The organism is Bacillus sp. GW823-FHT06A10, assembly GCF_058795375.1.
On sequence record NZ_JBXAHT010000001.1, the window covers coordinates 1,166,196 to 1,183,438 of the forward strand.

Annotated in this window: 19 protein-coding genes and 1 pseudogene; 13 read left to right on the plus strand and 7 right to left on the minus strand. The window is 34.2% G+C overall.

Going from position 1 to position 17,243, the window contains the following annotated elements:
* Window positions 1–34: 34 nt before the first annotated feature.
* Entirely contained in the window at window positions 35–322 is a 288-nt protein-coding gene (locus tag AC1Q8M_RS06030; RefSeq protein WP_000648324.1) for an AbrB/MazE/SpoVT family DNA-binding domain-containing protein, read from the plus strand.
* 275 nt (window positions 323–597) lie between these two features.
* Complete coding sequence (locus AC1Q8M_RS06035) at window positions 598–1,545, plus strand: S8 family peptidase (RefSeq protein WP_000099763.1); 948 nt, start codon at window positions 598–600, stop codon at window positions 1,543–1,545.
* 39 nt (window positions 1,546–1,584) lie between these two features.
* Here AC1Q8M_RS06035 and AC1Q8M_RS06040 read toward each other — a convergent pair.
* Window positions 1,585–1,710 (minus strand): annotated as a pseudogene (locus tag AC1Q8M_RS06040) (transcriptional regulator); the annotation flags it as partial.
* A gap of 3 nt (window positions 1,711–1,713) precedes the next feature.
* Between AC1Q8M_RS06040 and AC1Q8M_RS06045 the strand changes: the two are divergent.
* Entirely contained in the window at window positions 1,714–2,889 is a 1,176-nt protein-coding gene (locus AC1Q8M_RS06045; RefSeq protein WP_098360793.1) for an MFS transporter, read from the plus strand.
* A 294-nt stretch (window positions 2,890–3,183) separates the two neighbouring features.
* Here the strand turns inward: AC1Q8M_RS06045 and AC1Q8M_RS06050 are convergent, their stop codons facing one another.
* Entirely contained in the window at window positions 3,184–3,408 is a 225-nt protein-coding gene (locus AC1Q8M_RS06050; RefSeq protein WP_000162602.1) for a hypothetical protein, read from the minus strand.
* 84 nt (window positions 3,409–3,492) lie between these two features.
* Window positions 3,493–3,840 (minus strand): DUF4257 domain-containing protein, encoded by a 348-nt coding sequence (locus tag AC1Q8M_RS06055; RefSeq protein ID WP_000426317.1) that lies wholly within the window; start codon window positions 3,838–3,840, stop codon window positions 3,493–3,495.
* Window positions 3,841–4,036: 196 nt separating this feature from the next.
* Here AC1Q8M_RS06055 and AC1Q8M_RS06060 point away from each other — a divergent pair, with 196 nt between their 5' ends.
* The 5 genes from AC1Q8M_RS06060 to AC1Q8M_RS06080 all read left to right on the plus strand — a co-directional run bounded on the left by AC1Q8M_RS06060 (window position 4,037) and on the right by AC1Q8M_RS06080 (window position 9,171).
* Entirely contained in the window at window positions 4,037–4,564 is a 528-nt protein-coding gene (locus tag AC1Q8M_RS06060; RefSeq protein ID WP_071714404.1) for a DinB family protein, read from the plus strand.
* Window positions 4,565–4,746: 182 nt separating this feature from the next.
* Window positions 4,747–5,796 carry a ribosome small subunit-dependent GTPase A gene (gene rsgA / locus AC1Q8M_RS06065; RefSeq protein ID WP_071714403.1) on the plus strand — a complete coding sequence of 350 codons (1,050 nt, stop codon included), beginning with the start codon at window positions 4,747–4,749 and terminating at the stop codon, window positions 5,794–5,796.
* Window positions 5,797–5,997: 201 nt separating this feature from the next.
* Entirely contained in the window at window positions 5,998–7,980 is a 1,983-nt protein-coding gene (locus AC1Q8M_RS06070; protein WP_000517286.1) for a HAMP domain-containing methyl-accepting chemotaxis protein, read from the plus strand.
* Window positions 7,981–8,177: 197 nt separating this feature from the next.
* On the plus strand, window positions 8,178–8,483 hold the full coding sequence (locus AC1Q8M_RS06075) for a hypothetical protein (RefSeq protein ID WP_000539571.1): 306 nt from the start codon (window positions 8,178–8,180) through the stop codon (window positions 8,481–8,483).
* Between the two features lie 322 nt (window positions 8,484–8,805).
* The gene (locus AC1Q8M_RS06080; RefSeq protein ID WP_000965063.1) at window positions 8,806–9,171 is read left to right on the plus strand and encodes a DUF3979 family protein; all 366 of its coding nucleotides are present in this window, start codon (window positions 8,806–8,808) and stop codon (window positions 9,169–9,171) included.
* Between the two features lie 34 nt (window positions 9,172–9,205).
* On the opposite strand, the gene AC1Q8M_RS06085 is transcribed toward AC1Q8M_RS06080, so the two are convergent.
* On the minus strand, window positions 9,206–10,246 hold the full coding sequence (locus tag AC1Q8M_RS06085) for a YkvI family membrane protein (protein ID WP_000370207.1): 1,041 nt from the start codon (window positions 10,244–10,246) through the stop codon (window positions 9,206–9,208).
* 241 nt (window positions 10,247–10,487) lie between these two features.
* Between AC1Q8M_RS06085 and AC1Q8M_RS06090 the strand changes: the two genes are divergently transcribed.
* The 3 genes from AC1Q8M_RS06090 (at window position 10,488) to AC1Q8M_RS06100 (ending at window position 12,663) form a co-directional block, all read left to right on the plus strand.
* Entirely contained in the window at window positions 10,488–10,931 is a 444-nt protein-coding gene (locus AC1Q8M_RS06090) for a Dps family protein (protein WP_000105199.1), read from the plus strand.
* Between the two features lie 105 nt (window positions 10,932–11,036).
* Window positions 11,037–11,492, plus strand: coding sequence for a DUF3939 domain-containing protein (locus tag AC1Q8M_RS06095; RefSeq protein WP_000488209.1), 456 nt, complete (start codon window positions 11,037–11,039; stop codon window positions 11,490–11,492).
* A 226-nt stretch (window positions 11,493–11,718) separates the two neighbouring features.
* Window positions 11,719–12,663 (plus strand): alpha/beta hydrolase, encoded by a 945-nt coding sequence (locus AC1Q8M_RS06100; protein WP_071714402.1) that lies wholly within the window; start codon window positions 11,719–11,721, stop codon window positions 12,661–12,663.
* A 44-nt stretch (window positions 12,664–12,707) separates the two neighbouring features.
* On the opposite strand, the gene AC1Q8M_RS06105 is transcribed toward AC1Q8M_RS06100, so the two are convergent.
* Both AC1Q8M_RS06105 and AC1Q8M_RS06110 read right to left on the minus strand, forming a co-directional pair.
* On the minus strand, window positions 12,708–13,709 hold the full coding sequence (locus AC1Q8M_RS06105; RefSeq protein WP_071714401.1) for an LLM class flavin-dependent oxidoreductase: 1,002 nt from the start codon (window positions 13,707–13,709) through the stop codon (window positions 12,708–12,710).
* 104 nt (window positions 13,710–13,813) lie between these two features.
* Window positions 13,814–14,005 (minus strand): DUF3896 domain-containing protein, encoded by a 192-nt coding sequence (locus AC1Q8M_RS06110; RefSeq protein ID WP_000683366.1) that lies wholly within the window; start codon window positions 14,003–14,005, stop codon window positions 13,814–13,816.
* Window positions 14,006–14,183: 178 nt separating this feature from the next.
* Here AC1Q8M_RS06110 and AC1Q8M_RS06115 point away from each other — a divergent pair, with 178 nt between their 5' ends.
* Together AC1Q8M_RS06115 and AC1Q8M_RS06120 are read left to right on the plus strand one after the other, a co-directional pair.
* Entirely contained in the window at window positions 14,184–15,647 is a 1,464-nt protein-coding gene (locus tag AC1Q8M_RS06115) for a flavin monoamine oxidase family protein (RefSeq protein WP_065228695.1), read from the plus strand.
* A gap of 84 nt (window positions 15,648–15,731) precedes the next feature.
* Window positions 15,732–16,316, plus strand: a complete 585-nt coding sequence (locus AC1Q8M_RS06120) for a GNAT family N-acetyltransferase (protein ID WP_492334124.1) — start codon at window positions 15,732–15,734, stop codon at window positions 16,314–16,316.
* 24 nt (window positions 16,317–16,340) lie between these two features.
* On the opposite strand, the gene AC1Q8M_RS06125 is transcribed toward AC1Q8M_RS06120, so the two are convergent.
* A complete protein-coding gene (locus AC1Q8M_RS06125) occupies window positions 16,341–17,243 on the minus strand; it encodes an aldo/keto reductase (protein ID WP_098855563.1) in 903 nt (300 codons plus the stop codon).

Consider the following 17,243-nt stretch of genomic DNA (forward strand, 5'->3'; position numbering starts at 1 on the left):
GGAAAAATTAATATAGAGTAAGGGGGGGAGAAATATGAAAGCAACAGGAGTTATTCGAAAAGTAGACGAATTAGGACGAATTGTTATCCCTAAAGAATTACGCGATGTATTGGGAATACAAATCAAATCACCGCTTGAAATTTTTGTAGAAGCAGATAAAATCATTTTACAAAAATATCAACCTTACAATGCTTGCCAAATCACAGGTGATGTTTCAGAACAGAACATATCATTAGCAAATGGAAATATTACTGTTGGGATAGAGGGAGCGGAATATTTAGTAAAAGAAATAGAAAAGTTTTTAAACAAGAGTGAGGTTTAGTCTTAATTTATATTATTTTTCAAATTACATATCATTCTTTTAAAAGACTGTAAGAGGACCATTAATTGGTTCTCTTATTTTGGTTAGTAGTTGAACGACATGGGGTGTTACTTCCTACAAATCATAGGGAAAATAAAAAAGTAGTATAAAGTTAGTAAATGATGTTGAGAAATATTTGAAAAGAAGGAAAACAAAAAGAATAAAACGAATGTTACATTTACACGTATTCAAAAGTGGTCTGAAATGAAAATAATACATTTTCAGGAGGGATTACGATGAGTAGTACAGTGAATAAACAAAAAGGTATACAATTGATTCCGTTTACCGTAAATAAGGTGGTAGAACAAGTAAATGAAATTCCACCAGGTGTACAAATGATTCACGCTCCGCAAGTATGGGAAAAGAGTGTGAAGGGGCAAGATGTAGTCGTTGCCGTATTAGATACAGGGTGTGATACTAATCATATAGATTTAAAAGATCGTATTATCGACGGAAGAAATTTCACAAAAGATTATGAAGCTGATCCAAATGTGTATCTTGATAATAACGGACATGGTACTCATGTAGCGGGGACGATTGCCGCGACTGAAAATGGTGTCGGTGTATTAGGAGTTGCACCACTTGCTAAAATGTTAGTATTAAAAGTTTTAGCGGGAGATGGTTCTGGAAGTTATGAGCAAATTATTGAGGCAATTCATTATGCTGTAAATTGGAGAGGGCCGAATCAAGAGAAAGTAAGAATTATTTCAATGTCACTTGGTGGTCCGCAAGATGTTCCAGAATTACATGAAGCAATTCAAAATGCGGTAAAGCAGGATGTTCTCGTTGTATGTGCTGCTGGAAATAATGGAGATTGCGATGATGAAACAGAGGAATTAGATTTCCCAGGTGCTTACTCTGAGGTAATTGAAGTTGGTGCTGTTAATTTAGAGCGGAAGATTGCATGTTTTAGTAATTCAAATCAAGAAATTGATCTAGTAGCGCCAGGTGATGAAATATTATCTACGTATCCAGATGGGAAATATGCTGTGTTAAGTGGAACTTCCATGGCGACGCCGCATATTGCTGGGGCGCTCGCCTTGCTCATTAAACAGTGTGAGAAAGAATACGGTCGAAAGTTATCAGAGCCGGAAGTATATGCACAACTTATTAAAAGAACTGTACCTTTAGGGTACGAACGTACATCTGAAGGGAATGGATTAATAGATTTATTAAAAGAATAGCCATATTAAAAAACATCTCATATTCATATGAGATGTTTTTTAATATGGCTCTGTCGCATGTAATACAACTTGTAACAAACCTGGGAATCTAGCATTTAAATCTTCTTCACGAATTGAAATGAAACGTTGTGTTCCTTCAAGGCGTGTGTACATAACACCTGACTCACAATGAATAGAGTACTAGCTGTATTTTTCACGATAATGTTTATGATCGGTACAGACACTTTCTTAATTTCACCACTGTTGCCGACATTACAACAGGTGTATCATGTTTCAACCGAGTTGTCAGGATGGATGGTGAGTTCGTATGCTTTAGGGTATGCTGGATTTGCGCTTATTGCTGGTCCTATATCAGATGGATTAAACAGAAAAAAAGTGATGGTACTAGGTATGAGTTTTTTTGCAATAAGTACGTTTTTGTGTGGAATTGCACCGAGTTTTTTATGGATGCTAACATTTAGATTTTTAGCAGGTGTAAGTGCAGCTTTTGTATCTCCACAAGTGTGGGCATCCATTCCGCTCCTTATAGAGAAAAAGCAAATTGTGAAAGCAATTGGGGTTGCAACAGCAGGGTTATCAATCTCTCAAATTTTAGGGCTGCCACTGGGAGCTTATTTAGCAACGATACATTATACAATCCCATTCTATTTCATTGGTATATTATCAGCACTACTTGTTATTCTTATTTATGTTGTATTACCAGAAATACAGTCGGTTCATATAGGTGGAAATAAAAAAGTGATTTTACAGCGTTATAAACAATTACTTACAGATTCAAAGGTTTCACTTTCTTATTTTGCATACTTTGTTTTTCAAACCGGAAATTTTGCTGCATTTTCATTTTTTGGTGTATGGCTTTCCATTCAATTTGGCTTACAGGTTCATGAAGTAGGTACGGCTATGCTTGTACTAGGATTAGGAAATTTAGCTGGTAATATTTTTGGCCCTAGACTTGTAAATAAAATTGGATACAATCTTTCTTTCTATGGTGGAATTGTATTTACGGCAGTGTTATATGTAATACTTCCCTATTTAAAGAATCTTATTTTTGTTGAATTCTTTTTCTTTGTTTTATTTTTTGTGACAGGAATGTTGTTTGTATTAATGATGGGACATTTACAAAACATGTCTACTATAGCACGGGGAACAGGTGCTGCCCTTGCTAACGCCTCGATGTACATTGGCCAAATGATTGGTGCGGTAATAGCAGGAATGTTATTTGCAACATCTCACAATTTTATACTAGTAGGTAGCTTTACAGCGTTATTATATGTTGTAGCTTTATTTCTGCTTAGAAAAGGTGAACACATTAGTAAAGATAATGAAAAAGGAATTGCATCATAAAGTTTTAGTAAATCAAAAAACAATTTTTTAGGATAAGTTAAAAAGGTGCTTTTTGATTGCATAGTTGCTGTATTTTTAATAATTCGTCGTTGAGCTGTATGATTGAAAAGGATTTGTAATAAAATTATGGGAAAATAAAAAACCCCTATATAGATAGGGGTTTATATATCGGCATATAGCTCCTCGGAAAAGGATATACCTAGTTTAACATATAGGAGTACTTATAATTGTGAAATAGATGTGAAAGTAATGTGAAAAATGTTGTAATAAAAAGCACTGTTTTAGCTAATGTAGCTAAAACAGTGCTTTTCTCTTTGATTGAACAGTTGCAGCATTTTCATCATGTATACCTGCATCTTTAATAATTCGTTGTTTTGCTTTATTTAATAGATGGTTTACTGCTTCGCCAAAATAGTTAGCTTCGCTTTTTGTGCGGGCTTCTCGTAAACATTTATAGTTTTCTAGCAGTTCCTCTTTTTCGGAGTTTGTTAAGAAATCTTCTATTTTCTTTTTTGTCATACGAAACACCCTTTCTCCTGACAAACGACGCAATAGAAAATATTTATTTCTCATTATAACAATAATTTTAAAAGAAAGTATACACTAACGTCGCAATAATTTGTCAATTTCTTGAATCTTCTCATCAGCTTTCCCAATTTGCGTATTTTTAGCCTGTTCGCCACCAAGAGCTTGATGTAGTAAAAAAGTTTGACCGGAAATAGCAGTTACAATGGATACTTTTATAATTTCTTTTATTGCGGTGACATCGAATAAAACGAGCCCAAGAAGTGCGGCTAGGCTACCAGTAAAAATATCAGTTAAAAATCCAAAATGAAAAAATGTTTTCAAACGGCGTGGAAGCAATAACTTACCTTGGTTATTGATTAGATGGGAAACGAAGCCGGTAATGCCACCAACAAGAACAGCGGTTAGCCATTGATACATTTCCATCGAATCCACTCCTTTTAGTGAATAAGATTCGATTATTTTATATTGATTCCTTTTAATATTTCATATAAGCATATTGAGAAAGTTTGTTTGGGTATATTTTGTATTCAAATTAATTATAACAGAAAATTTAGATAGATTTCAGTCTATTATATGAATCATTTTTACAATAATATGAATGCAGAAAGGGGTGCGTGATATGAATATAGATTATCGAATAAGAAGTGTAGATGGTTATACAAAAAAAATAGGGGAATTAGTAAGCCTGCTTGAGCATACGAGAGCTGTAACATTAGGCGAAGTAAAAAGTTTATCAGTTGAGCAATTAGATTTAATTATGCAAAGCAGCGGAAATTCAATTGGCGCCTTATTAAAGCATATAGCAGCTATTGAAAAAGTTCATCAGCTTATTTCATTTCAAGATCGTGACTTTACAAAAGAAGAATTAGAAATATGGGAAGATGCACTGTATTTAGGGGAAGCGGGTAGAGCAATCTGTGGTCATGAAATACAGTATTATGTACAACTTCTACAAAGTGTTCGAGAAGAATCTCTGAAGTATTTAAGTGAACAAGGTAATGAGTGGCTCATGTCAGAAAGAAAGTGGCCTAACGGTGTAGTATATAACCAGCACTATCTTTGGTTTCATGTGCTAGAAGATGAAATTAGTCACCGAGGACAAATTAGAATGCTCAAAAACAAATTATTTGAAAATTACGTTAAATGATGTAGCTTTTTATAGGAGAATTCCATATAATGAGAGTAATTAAAATAAGAACGGGGTGATGTATTATGGCGAAAATAACTTATATGAATAATAAACCAAATACAAAGGTGGATGGAAAGGGCGAAACGATATAAGTGAGCGCACTATCCTTCCACTTAGCTTAAACTAGGGAGGATATCAATTTGAATCAAAATATTTTAGAATCGTATGGCTGGGATTCTTTTTTTGAGGAACAAGCTGTAGAGAACTTTGAAGTAGGGCGTATTTTACTTGAGCATAAGCATATATATCGAATTATTTGTAATGATGGTGAATATATGGCAGAACTGTCTGGAAAGTTTCGGCATGAAGCAGTAACGAAGGGAGATTATCCAGCTGTTGGTGATTGGGTGTATATAAAGAAAATAGAGAATGAAAAGAAAGCTATCATTCATCGTATTTTTCCGAGAAGAAGCTCTTTTTCTAGACAAGAGGCTGGTACTCGAACGGAAGAACAAGTAATAGCAGCAAATGTAGATTATTTATTTTTAGTGAATGCACTTAATCATGATTTTAATGTTAGAAGGATGGAACGTTATTTATTATTAGCGTATGAAAGCGATGCTATGCCAGTTATTGTTTTAACAAAGAGTAGTATATGTAATGATGTGGAACGGAAAATTGTAGAAACGGAAGCTATAGCAATTGGTGTTCCTATTTTCGTTGTTGATAGTTTAGAGCATACAGGTATTGATTCGTTGAAACAATTCGTTTCTTCAGGGAAAACAATTGCTTTAGTTGGGTCATCAGGGGTAGGAAAGTCAACTTTGTTAAATGCACTAATAGGAATTGAGGTAGCAAAAACGGGAGATATACGTGAAGAGGATAGTAGGGGGAGGCATACGACAACGCATCGAGAGTTATTTCAATTGCCAAGTGGCGCTCTCGTAATTGATACTCCCGGTATGAGAGAATTGCAACTTTGGGAAGGAAGCGAAGCGATTCAAACAACATTCTCTGATATTGAAAAACTTGCGACAACATGCCGTTTTCGTGATTGTAAGCATGAGAATGAACCAGGATGCGCGGTGCATAGTGCAATTGATAACGGACTTATTACGATAGATCGTTTGAAAAGCTATAAAAAATTACAAAGAGAACTGGCGTATTTTATGAGAAAACAAGATGTAATCCTTGCCAGAGCAGAGCGTGATAAGTGGAAAAAGCTTTCTAAACAACATAAAAAAATGTAAAAACCAAAGGGTGCCCTTTGGTTTTTTTCTATTTGTAAATTTTATAATAATATTATTCATATATATAGACAAAGGGAAATTAATTGTTTAAACTTTACAAAGTATTCATCATAATAGGTTATGAAAATAATAATTAGGGATTGGGAAATATTCATAATTAACTCAATTTAACTTTTAAATTTGAAAATTAGGAGGTTCATAATGGGGAAACTATTAAATTTGTTTCGTGATATGAAAGTAGCAAAAAAGCTATTAATCTCATTCTTTGTAATTTTAATTGCGGCTGTGTCTATTATCGGAGGCATGTCTTATCAAACAGCCAAAAAGAATTTTGAATCGCAAATTAAGAGTAGTGCCAACGACAATATAAAAATACTGGATAATTTAATCAATCAAATGATTGATGCAAAATTTAATGATGTGAATAATTTTGCACGGGTGATTCAGGGGAATATGTATCAAGGAGATAATCAGGATGAATTAAGGAAAATGTTATCTCAATATATAAATTTAAATAAAGATGTTGAACAAGTATATGTTGCCGGAAATGATAAAAAATTTGTACAAGAACCAAATATACAAATGGCAGCAGACTATGATCCAACAGAGCGTTCTTGGTATAAAGATGCGGTTGCAAAACAAGGTGGTATTGTTGTTACTGAGCCATATAAGGCAAAAGGAAATGGACATATTGTCGTAACAATCGCAAAACAAACAGAAGATAAAAATGGGGTTGTTGCGCTAGATTTAAGTTTAGATAATTTATTAAAAACATCAAAGTTAATTAATATTGGTAAAAAAGGATATGCCTTCATTTTAGATGGAAAGCAAAAAATAATTGCTCATCCACAAGAAAAATCAGGGGAAAAAGCGGCTGATTCTTGGGCAAAGAAAATTTATGAAGATAATCACGGTGCTTTTTCATATTCTTATGGCGGTAGTGAAAAGAATATGGTATTTGCTACAAATGTAAAAACAGGTTGGAAAATTGGTGGGACTATGTACTCAAGTGAAGTAATTGAAGCTGCTCAACCTGTATTTTATAATATGTTAATTGTTATGCTTATCTCATTAGTAATAGGTGGAGCACTTATTTATTTTGTAACACTTTCAATTACGAAGCCTTTAAAGAGATTAGTTGTTACCTCTAAAGAAATAAGTGAAGGGGATTTAACGCAAACAATTGAAATTCATTCTAATGATGAAATCGGCCAACTTGCTAAAGGATTTAATGAGATGACGAATTCGTTACGGACGTTAATCGGAAGAATTAACGATTCAGCTGGGCATGTTGCAGCGGCATCAGAAGAGCTAACTGCAAGTGTAAGGCAAGCAAGTGAAGCGACTGAGCAAATCACAATCGCAATGGATGAAATATCAAGTGGGGCAACGACGCAAACAACAAGCGTAGAAAATGGCGCTATGTTACTGTTTGATGTAACGGAAGGAATTCAGCATGTAGCAAATAGTTCATCATCTATTAATACGGCTTCTGCACATACTCGTGAAAAAGCAGAAGATGGTGGGAAACTAGTAGGAAGAACAGTAAACCAGATGCAGTCTATTGCAGAATCTGTGTCACAATCAGATGCAGTTATACAATTACTAAATAATAAATCAAAACAAATTGGTGATATTTTAGAAGTAATTCAAAATATTGCAGATCAAACAAACCTTCTAGCTTTAAATGCGGCGATTGAAGCCGCAAGAGCCGGTGAGCATGGAAGAGGTTTCGCAATTGTTGCAGATGAAGTGCGTAAATTGGCAGAGCAGTCTAGCGTATCTTCTAGTGAAATTAGTAAATTAATATGTGAAATACAAGATGATATGGGTAAGACAGTCAAATCTATGAATCATGTAAATGAGGAAGTTCAATCTGGACTTGTTATCGCAAATGAAACGAAGCAAAACTTTGCTGAAATTTTACAATCTACAAATGAAATAGCTAATCAAATTAAGACGATGGTTGAAACGGCTAATGGAATGTCAAAAGGGGCAAATGAAGTATCTATTTCGGTAGGACAAATTGCAATGACAGCACAAAATAATGCAACAAGCACACAAAATGTTGCGGCTTCAGCTGAAGAACAGCTAGCTTCGATGGAGGAAATTGGATCCGCAGCGGGCACGTTATCTCAAATGGCTGAAGAGTTACAAGGACTAATTGACAGATTTAAAGTTTAATAGAGAACAGACTATCCCCTAGTAGCATTATGCCACTAGAGGGTAGTCTGTTTTATTGTGTAAAATCAAATAGGGATGTAGACTTCCTTTATGACGTTTAAAATGGCATTTTGCATAATGTTTGTCGAAAAATAGAGGTATTTGTTAGCTTTGTGTATAATTATTAACGTATAGAATACAAATAAAAGGAGAATATTATGGGAGTGTATTGGGGGACAAAAAGACATTCTTGGCTTAGTTACGTCTCATTTTGGCTAAGTATTTCATTTTTTATTGTTTTTCTAATTGAAGTGTTTATATTAAAAACACTTTCGAATAGCTCGGTACAAATTGTTAAATATTTTTATTTTATACTTGTACCAGTAAATATTTTTCTTAGTTTAAAGTTACTATTTAAGAAGAATGAAAAGAAAGCGTTACCTATTTTTAGTTTCATTGTCTCATTATTATTTGCAATTTTAATAATCGTATTAGTTTTAGCAGCTATAGGGAAGTTCTTTTAAGGGGAGTGGTATAAGTCACTCTCCTTTTTTATTTGTGGTAGTCTTACTATATGTAAAAGTGTGAATGCTGTGAGCTAATAAAAGCGGAGAGTAGACAATATTTGCATGGATTAAAGCCTGACGCTATTTAAACTTGTAAGAGTGTATGGAGTAATGAGGTAATATACATAATAATGGAGATAGAATTAGTTATTTTATAAGTATCTATGAAGCAAATGAATACGGTAAGAACGGTGATATATGGTACAATAGCTATGGATAGTGATAGAGATAAAGGGTATATAAAATACTCATCGTTTTTTAGTAAGAGAGGGGTTATCTTATGCTATACGAGGATTTGGAGACATTATTTCAAACAGCTCCGAAAGAAGATAGAGGCGGATGGAAATATATAATCCAAGAACAAAATGATACATATAAAATTGTTGATGAAATACTGAAAAATCAAATGAGTGTCGAATTGTATTTTAATGAATACGATGAGGTGAAAATCACTTTATATAAAGATGGAATTCCCATTACGACTATACAAAGAATTGTGATTTCAAAAGTTGAATTAGACGAAGATGAAGAAGGTATTCAATTTGTTTTAGAGCGCATGCCTAGTCGAATGATCCGGTTGCAGTTAAAGCCGTATTTAGCATTAGAAATGGGACCGTACTGGGAAGTATGTGATGATTGTGAATGAACATAAAAAAGCATCCAATAACATGGATGCTTTTTTATGTTTTTTGAAGTTGTTTAAACGCAATGATTGGAAGTATAACAATACTTACCCATCCGATGATAGGATATAGAATATGAAGTAAGTCACTGTAACCGATGTAACTAAAGCAATAACTAATTAGTAAAATGAAGAAAATAATATTGTGATTTTTCCACCCAGTAATAGATTGCATCTGTTTTGTCATTCCGAACACATTACCAACTAAAGTTGTGAAAACTTCACCGAAAATAATGAGAACGAAGAAGAAGTGAAAAGTTGCATTAAATCTTCTTATGACTTCAGCCATTGGGATGTTATATTGATAAAATTGATCGACTGATAAGATTGCTAAATGGCTGCATAATAAAATTAAAGAAAGTCCAGCACCACCTAAAATCCCACCCCAAAAAATGGCTTTTCGATCCTTTACTTCACTGGCTAATGGGACGAGAACACTTTGGGCGAGAGAAAGATTTAAGGCGACATATGTAATAGGGCTAGTAATCCATTTCATATTCCAACTCTCTGCAGGAATAGTGTTATTAATGGAAGGTGTACCGTGAAAAAAGGTTGTAATAGCAAGTCCGATAATAAAAATCATCATAATAGGTACGACAAGTGTATTTACTTCAAAAACACCTTGTAATCCGCGGCTACTTATAATGAGACAAGCGATAACTGTAATGAGAATACCGAGTTGTCTTGGTAAGCGAAGTTGCTCTTCAAATACTGCACCAGCCCCTGATAACATAACGCTCGTTACACCGAATAAAACGAGTAATAATAATGTGTTTACAACATTCCCAAATACATCCCCAAATAAATATTTGTTAAATTCTTGCGCTGAAAATGCCCCGATTTGTGATGAAAGTAACATCATCTTTGTGCCGAGCCAAATAAAAAAAAATCCACTTACACATATGCCAATTGTCCCGTATAATCCATTCACTGTGAAAAATTCAACAATTTCTCGTCCAGTAGCAAATCCAGCTCCAACGACAGTTCCGATATAAGTAGCAGCTACTTTCTTTGCTACTTGCCATTGTTGATTGTCCATGTTATCCCTCTTTCTACTATGATGAGCTTGATGTACTATTATGCATATGTATGAGCTTGGACAATTAGACGTATGAAGTGTTTGAAAAAATACATGAATTAAATGATATTAGGGAAGTATTAAAGGTGTTAAAACTTTGTTACATATAAGCCGATTGTTCGAAAGGAAAGGGAATGTATGGTAAAATGTAATTAGGTTATTAAAAGATAAACATTACAAAATGATAAGAGGAGTGGATTGTATGAGTACGAAAACAAATGTTGTTGAAGTATTAAACAAGCAGGTAGCAAACTGGAATGTGTTATATGTGAAATTACATAATTATCACTGGTATGTGACAGGGCCACACTTCTTTACATTACATGAGAAATTTGAAGAGTTTTATAATGAAGCTGGAACGTATATTGATGAGTTAGCAGAACGTATTTTAGCTTTAGAAGGTAAACCATTAGCGACAATGAAAGAATATCTCGCAACATCTAGTGTCAGCGAAGGGACAAGCAAAGAATCTGCAGAAGAAATGGTGCAAACATTAGTGAATGATTATTCTGCACTTATTCAAGAATTAAAAGAAGGTATGGAAGTTGCGGGCGAAGCTGGCGATGAAACATCAGCTGACATGCTGTTAGCAATTCATACAACATTAGAACAACATGTATGGATGCTAAGTGCATTCTTAAAATAACGATAAAAAATATAAAGAAACCCATTGAAAAATTATTTCAATGGGTTTTTTTATGATTTTTCAGTTTTCTTTTATGCTATAATATAGTAAAAAGGAGGCGATGCGATGTTTCGCTTTTTCAGAACTGGAAAAGAAGAGCGGGAAATTACGAAAGATGAATTAGAACAAGCGATGGCTCAGTTTTTAGAAACGAATGCTAATATCGTTTATACAGTATTAGTAAATGAAGATTATACAGTAAATTATGATTTGTTAAAACCGTATTTACCTGCATTTCCAACAAATGATTTTCTCATAACGAAGGAAACGCTTGAGGTATTTGAACATACAGCAGAAAATTTAAACCTAGTGAAAGAAATTGATGTCGTACAAAAGGCAGTAGATCAATACGTAACAGAAAAAGAAATGTTCCCAATTGTTGAAGGTAGCGAAGATCGCCTCATATGCGGAATGAAACTAGGACCTTACTTAAATCGTAGCTTAAAAAGAGACTTATATATTTCAGAAAAACATTATTTAGTTTCAAGTAAACCAGATAGAAAAAAACAAAAGAGCGGGTAGACGTAATGAAAACAACAATACATATATTGTTGTCTTTTTTTGTTTGTTAAAATATTGACTTTTCAGTTTATTAATATTTATATTAAATGTATTGGACAGAGAAGGATAACTATTAAGTATCATTCGGAGAATAAGATATTGCTAGGGCGAGTTATATAAAATCTTCACAAAGTGGTATAAAGATTCGCAAAATAAATATTATAAAAAGTTTCGGGGGAATTGGTACATGAAAAATAGTATGACTTACATTCAATTATTAAATGAAACGTTACGTTGTTATGCAAATAAAGGAAGTTTTGAAGCGTACAATTATATAATGGAAAACGCTACAGGTGTAATAGGGAATGAGGCGCAAATATATAATTTTAAGTATGCGCTCGCAAGTGCATCAGGACTTGAAAAAGAAGCATTACATTTAATGAGGAAGGCCATTATAGAAAAGGGATTCTGGTATGGAAATGAATATTTAATTTCCGACGAAGATTTAAAATCACTACATAAATTTAAAGAATTTCATACAATGGTGCAATTATGTAAAGAAAGAGAAGAATTAGCACATAAAAAGGAAAGACCAGATGTGAAATATATATACAGCAAGAAAGAGGGGAAACTACTACTTACATTACATGGTGACCAAGAAAATATTCAAATAGTAGAGCCATATTGGAAATCAGTTTTGGCACAAGATTACACGTTAGCTTTACCACAGTCTTCACAAATTCAGTTTTCAGATGGATTTGTTTGGGATGATATAGAGAGAGGGAAAGAAGAATTAAAAGAGCATTACAATAATTTTATAGAAAATCATACAGTAGAAAATGTAATAATTGGTGGTTTTTCTGCAGGGGCAAGAGTAGCTTTATATACGATTTTGCAAAAAGATATAGATGTGGATGGTTTTGTTTTTATAGCACCGTGGCTTCCCGAGATTGAAGAATGGGATGAGTTGCTAAGAGTGCTGCAGGATAAACATATAAAAGGATATATAGTATGCGGGGATCAAGATGAAGATTGTTTCGAATCCACGCAGCAATTTGTACGATTATTAAGAGATAAGAATATAGAACATAAGTATAAAGTTGTGCCTAACTTAGATCATGATTATCCTATTAACTTTGATGAGCTATTAAAAGAAGCTATTGAATATATAGGAAATAAAAACAATAAGTAGTAAGAAAAAGAGATGCATCACTTGTGATGCATCTCTTTTTAGAGTTATAAATTAAAAGCATTTGCTAGTAAGCGATAAGACTTTAATTTATGTTCAAATTGATGGGTAATCGTGACAATCATAAATTCGTCAGTATTGTATGCTTTGCTTAAGTTTATTATTTTTTCTTTTACAGAAGACGGATCACCAACAATCATACGTTGACGATTTTCTTTTATACGGAATAAATCATAAGCACTGTATGAATAATTTTGAGCAGTTTCAATAGAAGGTGTACCAGTAGTTCGTTTTCCTTGCTCTAATAATAAGATTGATAAATCTAAACTAGAAGCAATTTTTTCCGCTTCTTCATTGGTTTCTCCGCATATAACAAAGATGGCAACGATTGAATTAGGCTTATCTCCTAAAAATGAAGGCTGATATTGTTCTTGGTAAGCCCTCATAACTTCAGGGCCTCCGAAGCCATTAATAAATTGTGCAAATGCGAAAGAAGCTCCGTTGTTTGCAGCAATTTTAGCGCTCTCTCCGCTAGAACCGAGCATCCACATTTCAGGAGATGTTGGGATAACTGGAGTGGCTTTTAAGTTTGCATAGTGATGGTTTTCTGGTATTTGATCATGTAAGTACATTGCAACGTCTGCAATTTGTTCTGGATATTGATCAAGTGAGACCATTTTCCCTTCTTGAAGTGCGCGAGTTGCTATTGGCATACCACCAGGAGCTCTACCAACACCGAGATCGATGCGGTTCGGATACAGTGCTTCTAGAACACGGAAATTCTCAGCAACTTTATATGGGCTATAATGTGGTAACATAACACCACCTGAACCGATTCTAATACGATCCGTTTTTGCGGCAATATGAGAAATAAGTATTTCTGGACTTGAACCAGCTAAGCTTACGGAATTATGATGTTCGGATACCCAAAAACGTGTGAATCCGAGTTTTTCAACTTCTTGTGCAAGCGTAACTGTATGTGAAAAAGCTTGGGCTGCTGTGCTACCATCTGAAATAGGTGATTGGTCTAATACACTTAACTTGATCATAGAATATACCTCTCAATCTTAATGTACATCCTATTATATATTTACTTATGAAAAATGCGTAGTGAAATGCTCAAAATGAAAAGCGGATAATCCTATTTCCACTTTTAACGAGAAAATCCGCGTTCATAATGATTCATTTCGACCAGATTTAAAATATATTCATAGTTGTCAATTTCACATTTTAGCTGTTCACGTTCTTTTTCAGATAGTGTCATATTGCTAAGTTTTTTACATAAGTTTTGTTTCTTTAATTCTAAATGCTTTTTTGTAGCGTGGTAATCATAAGTATGTTTCATTTTTTAGTCACTCCTTCGTTGTGGTTGCTATATTATACGAAGCATAAAGAAATATGAAATCTGTCGCTTATGTACTTTTAGTGAATATTCAAATTGCAATGGTGTTATGTTTATGGAGATTTATGAATAAAATGCACTAAACCACTAACGTCCATTTGATGAAGTAAGGGGTGGAATTGTGCAGAAAGATATAATGTATAACACTGAAATGGATGAAGCGTTAAAAGTTATAGATAAAGGATTGAAGAAGACGATAAATCCAAAACAAATTATTGTAGTGGGAGCTGGTATGGCTGGATTAGTTTCAGCATCTTTATTAAAGGCTGCAGGACATGATGTGAAAATTTTTGAAGCAAACAACCGGGTAGGTGGCCGTATAGAAACGGTTAGAATGGAAGATAACGGATTATATTTAGATGTCGGAGCAATGAGAATTCCGTATTCGCATACATTAACGATGGCCTATATAAGAAAATTTGGGCTACAGGTGAGTCCTTTTATTAATAGAAATGAGACGGATATTATATACGTAAATGGACGGAAAACGACGTTGAAACAATATGAAAAGGATCCAAGTATTTTAAGGTATCCTGTGGAAATGAATGAAGTGGGAAAAACGTCTGAAGAACTATTGTTATTAGCAGTACAGCCGATAATAAATTTTATTAAAAGAAATCCAGAGAAAAATTGGGATGTTGTAGTGAAGGATTTTGGGAGATATTCCACAGGACAATTTTTGAAGTATCACCCTTATCAGTATAATACTTACTTTTCGCCAGTAACAATTGAGATGATTGGTGTTCTATTAGATTTAGAAGGTTTTTTGGAACGATCGTTTGTAGAGACTTTACGCTTTCTATACATTATGCAAGAGGAGAGCGGATTTTGTGAAATTGTGGGCGGGAACGATAGATTGCCAAAGTCATTTTTACCGCAATTAGAAGAGAATATTATATATAATCAAAAATTAATGAAGCTACATCAACACGATAATGGTGTGACAGCTTTCTATCGGAACGAGGAAACTTTTGAATATAGCAGTATTACAGGAGATTTAGTTATTGTTACCATTCCGTTTTCGACAATGCGTTTTGTAGAAGTAGATCCGTTTGATTCTATATCTCATGAAAAATGGAAAGCAATTCGTGAATTACATTATATGCCTGCGACGAAAATAGGAATTCAATTTAAAAGCCGATTTTGGGAAGAACAAGGACAATTAGGTGGCAGAATTATAACAGATTTGCCAATTCGTTATGCCTATTATCCAAGTTATGGAATTGGTGAGAAAGGACCGGCTATGATGTTAGGTAGCTATACATGGTCTTATGACGCATTGTTATGGGATGGTTTATCAAAAGGTGATCGTATTTATTACGCATTACACAACTTAGCAACAATATTAGGTGGTCAAGTGTATGATGAGTTCATATCTGGAATATCAAAAAGCTGGACATTGGATCCGTATGCGCTTGGAGGATTTGCACTTTTTCAAGCAGGTCAAGAATCTGAGCTGCAACCAGCGATTGTCAAACCAGAGGGGAGAATATTCTTCGCTGGAGATCATACAACGCTATATCACGGATGGATTCAAGGTGCGATTGAATCTGGAATTCGTGTAGCGGAGGAAGTGAATGAGTAAAAGGTTTTCAATTCAGAAAATTCTTTACTATATAACTTGAGATGGATATTATTATATATAAAAGAATTATGGGGAGTGTTTACAGTGAATCCGTTATTATTCGATTTTCCTTCTGAATTTTATACTGACAGGCTTTTTATTCGAATGCCGAAACCAGGAGATGGTAAAGTTGTATATGATGCAATTCAAGCTTCAATACAAGAACTAAAACCTTGGATGGTGTTTGCACAAAAAGAGCAAACAGAGGAAGAAATAGAAGAGAGTATTAGAAAATCGCATATTCAATTTTTGCAACGTGAAGATTTAAGATTACTAGTATTTTCGAAAGAAACAGGTGCATTTATTGCTTCAGCCGGATTACATCGTATTAATTGGGATATACCTCAATTTGAAATCGGATATTGGATTGATACAAGGTTTAGCGGAAAAGGCTATATGGTAGAGGCTGCGAAAGGTATAATGGATTACGCTTTTTCTGAATTGAAAGCAAACCGTGTAGAAATTCGTTGTGATTCTTTAAATAAGAAGAGTAGAGCGATACCTGAGAAATTAGGCTTTAAGTTAGAAGGTACGTTAGAAAGTGCGAGTGTTGCGGTAGATGGAAACGGATTAAGGGATATGTGTGTATTTGCCATGACTAGAAATACATATGAAAAAGAAGAGCTGTAAGAAAACAGCTCTTCTTTTTATGCATTATGGTACAGGATGCCCATTAGAGCTTTCGAAAATTGTAAACCATTGTTGACGGTCTAAGTTAACGTTTGTAGCAAGAGCTGCCGTTTTTACGCGATCTAATTTACCAGAGCCAACGATTGGCATCATATTAGCTGGATGAGCAAGTAACCAAGCATACATAACCGTATCGATACTAGAAACACCTAGCTCAGTAGCAACTTTTTGCACAGTTTCGCGTACACGTACGGCACGTTCTGATTGACCAGTAAAAATTTCCCCACCAGCAAGAGGTGACCAAATCATTGGATTGATTCGTTTTTCTTGGCATAAATCAATTGTCCCTTTTTCAAAATGCTCAAGCTGCAATGCAGAAACTTCAATCTGGTTCGTAATAAGCGGGAAATCTAAGTGCGAACTTAACATATTAAATTGTGAAGGTAAGAAGTTAGATACACCGAAGTGACGAACTTTTCCTTCTTGTTTTAATTGTGAAAATGCTTTTGCCACTTCATTTGGATTCATAAAAGGATCGGGACGATGAATAAGTAATACGTCAATATAATTTGTATGTAAATTTTTAAGTGATGCTTCTACACTTTGCATAATATGCTCTGCACTAGTATTGTAGTGAGCAACATATCGCTTTGGAAATTTCGGTGATGGGGGAGCGATTCCACACTTTGTAATAATTTGCATGTTTTCTCGTAAGGAAGGCTTTAATTGTAAAGCTTCTCCAAACAATCCTTCACACGTATATCCGCCGTAAATGTCAGCGTGATCAAAAGTAGTAATTCCCATATCCATACAATCTTCAATGAAAGAAAGTAATTCTTGTTTTGTCATATTCCATTCTGCTAAACGCCAAAATCCTTGAATAATACGAGAGAATTCTAGCGTTTCATTCATTTGAACTCGTTCCAT

Coding starts and splice junctions, on each gene's coding strand:
- AC1Q8M_RS06030 (WP_000648324.1), top strand. CDS start 35: ATGAAAGCAACAGGAGTTATTCGAAAAGTAGACGAATTAGGACGAATT.
- AC1Q8M_RS06035 (WP_000099763.1), top strand. CDS start 598: ATGAGTAGTACAGTGAATAAACAAAAAGGTATACAATTGATTCCGTTT.
- AC1Q8M_RS06045 (WP_098360793.1), top strand. CDS start 1,714: ATGAATAGAGTACTAGCTGTATTTTTCACGATAATGTTTATGATCGGT.
- AC1Q8M_RS06050 (WP_000162602.1), bottom strand. CDS start 3,408: ATGACAAAAAAGAAAATAGAAGATTTCTTAACAAACTCCGAAAAAGAG.
- AC1Q8M_RS06055 (WP_000426317.1), bottom strand. CDS start 3,840: ATGGAAATGTATCAATGGCTAACCGCTGTTCTTGTTGGTGGCATTACC.
- AC1Q8M_RS06060 (WP_071714404.1), top strand. CDS start 4,037: ATGAATATAGATTATCGAATAAGAAGTGTAGATGGTTATACAAAAAAA.
- AC1Q8M_RS06070 (WP_000517286.1), top strand. CDS start 5,998: ATGGGGAAACTATTAAATTTGTTTCGTGATATGAAAGTAGCAAAAAAG.
- AC1Q8M_RS06075 (WP_000539571.1), top strand. CDS start 8,178: ATGGGAGTGTATTGGGGGACAAAAAGACATTCTTGGCTTAGTTACGTC.
- AC1Q8M_RS06080 (WP_000965063.1), top strand. CDS start 8,806: ATGCTATACGAGGATTTGGAGACATTATTTCAAACAGCTCCGAAAGAA.
- AC1Q8M_RS06085 (WP_000370207.1), bottom strand. CDS start 10,246: ATGGACAATCAACAATGGCAAGTAGCAAAGAAAGTAGCTGCTACTTAT.
- AC1Q8M_RS06090 (WP_000105199.1), top strand. CDS start 10,488: ATGAGTACGAAAACAAATGTTGTTGAAGTATTAAACAAGCAGGTAGCA.
- AC1Q8M_RS06095 (WP_000488209.1), top strand. CDS start 11,037: ATGTTTCGCTTTTTCAGAACTGGAAAAGAAGAGCGGGAAATTACGAAA.
- AC1Q8M_RS06100 (WP_071714402.1), top strand. CDS start 11,719: ATGAAAAATAGTATGACTTACATTCAATTATTAAATGAAACGTTACGT.
- AC1Q8M_RS06105 (WP_071714401.1), bottom strand. CDS start 13,709: ATGATCAAGTTAAGTGTATTAGACCAATCACCTATTTCAGATGGTAGC.
- AC1Q8M_RS06110 (WP_000683366.1), bottom strand. CDS start 14,005: ATGAAACATACTTATGATTACCACGCTACAAAAAAGCATTTAGAATTA.
- AC1Q8M_RS06125 (WP_098855563.1), bottom strand. CDS start 17,243: ATGGAACGAGTTCAAATGAATGAAACGCTAGAATTCTCTCGTATTATT.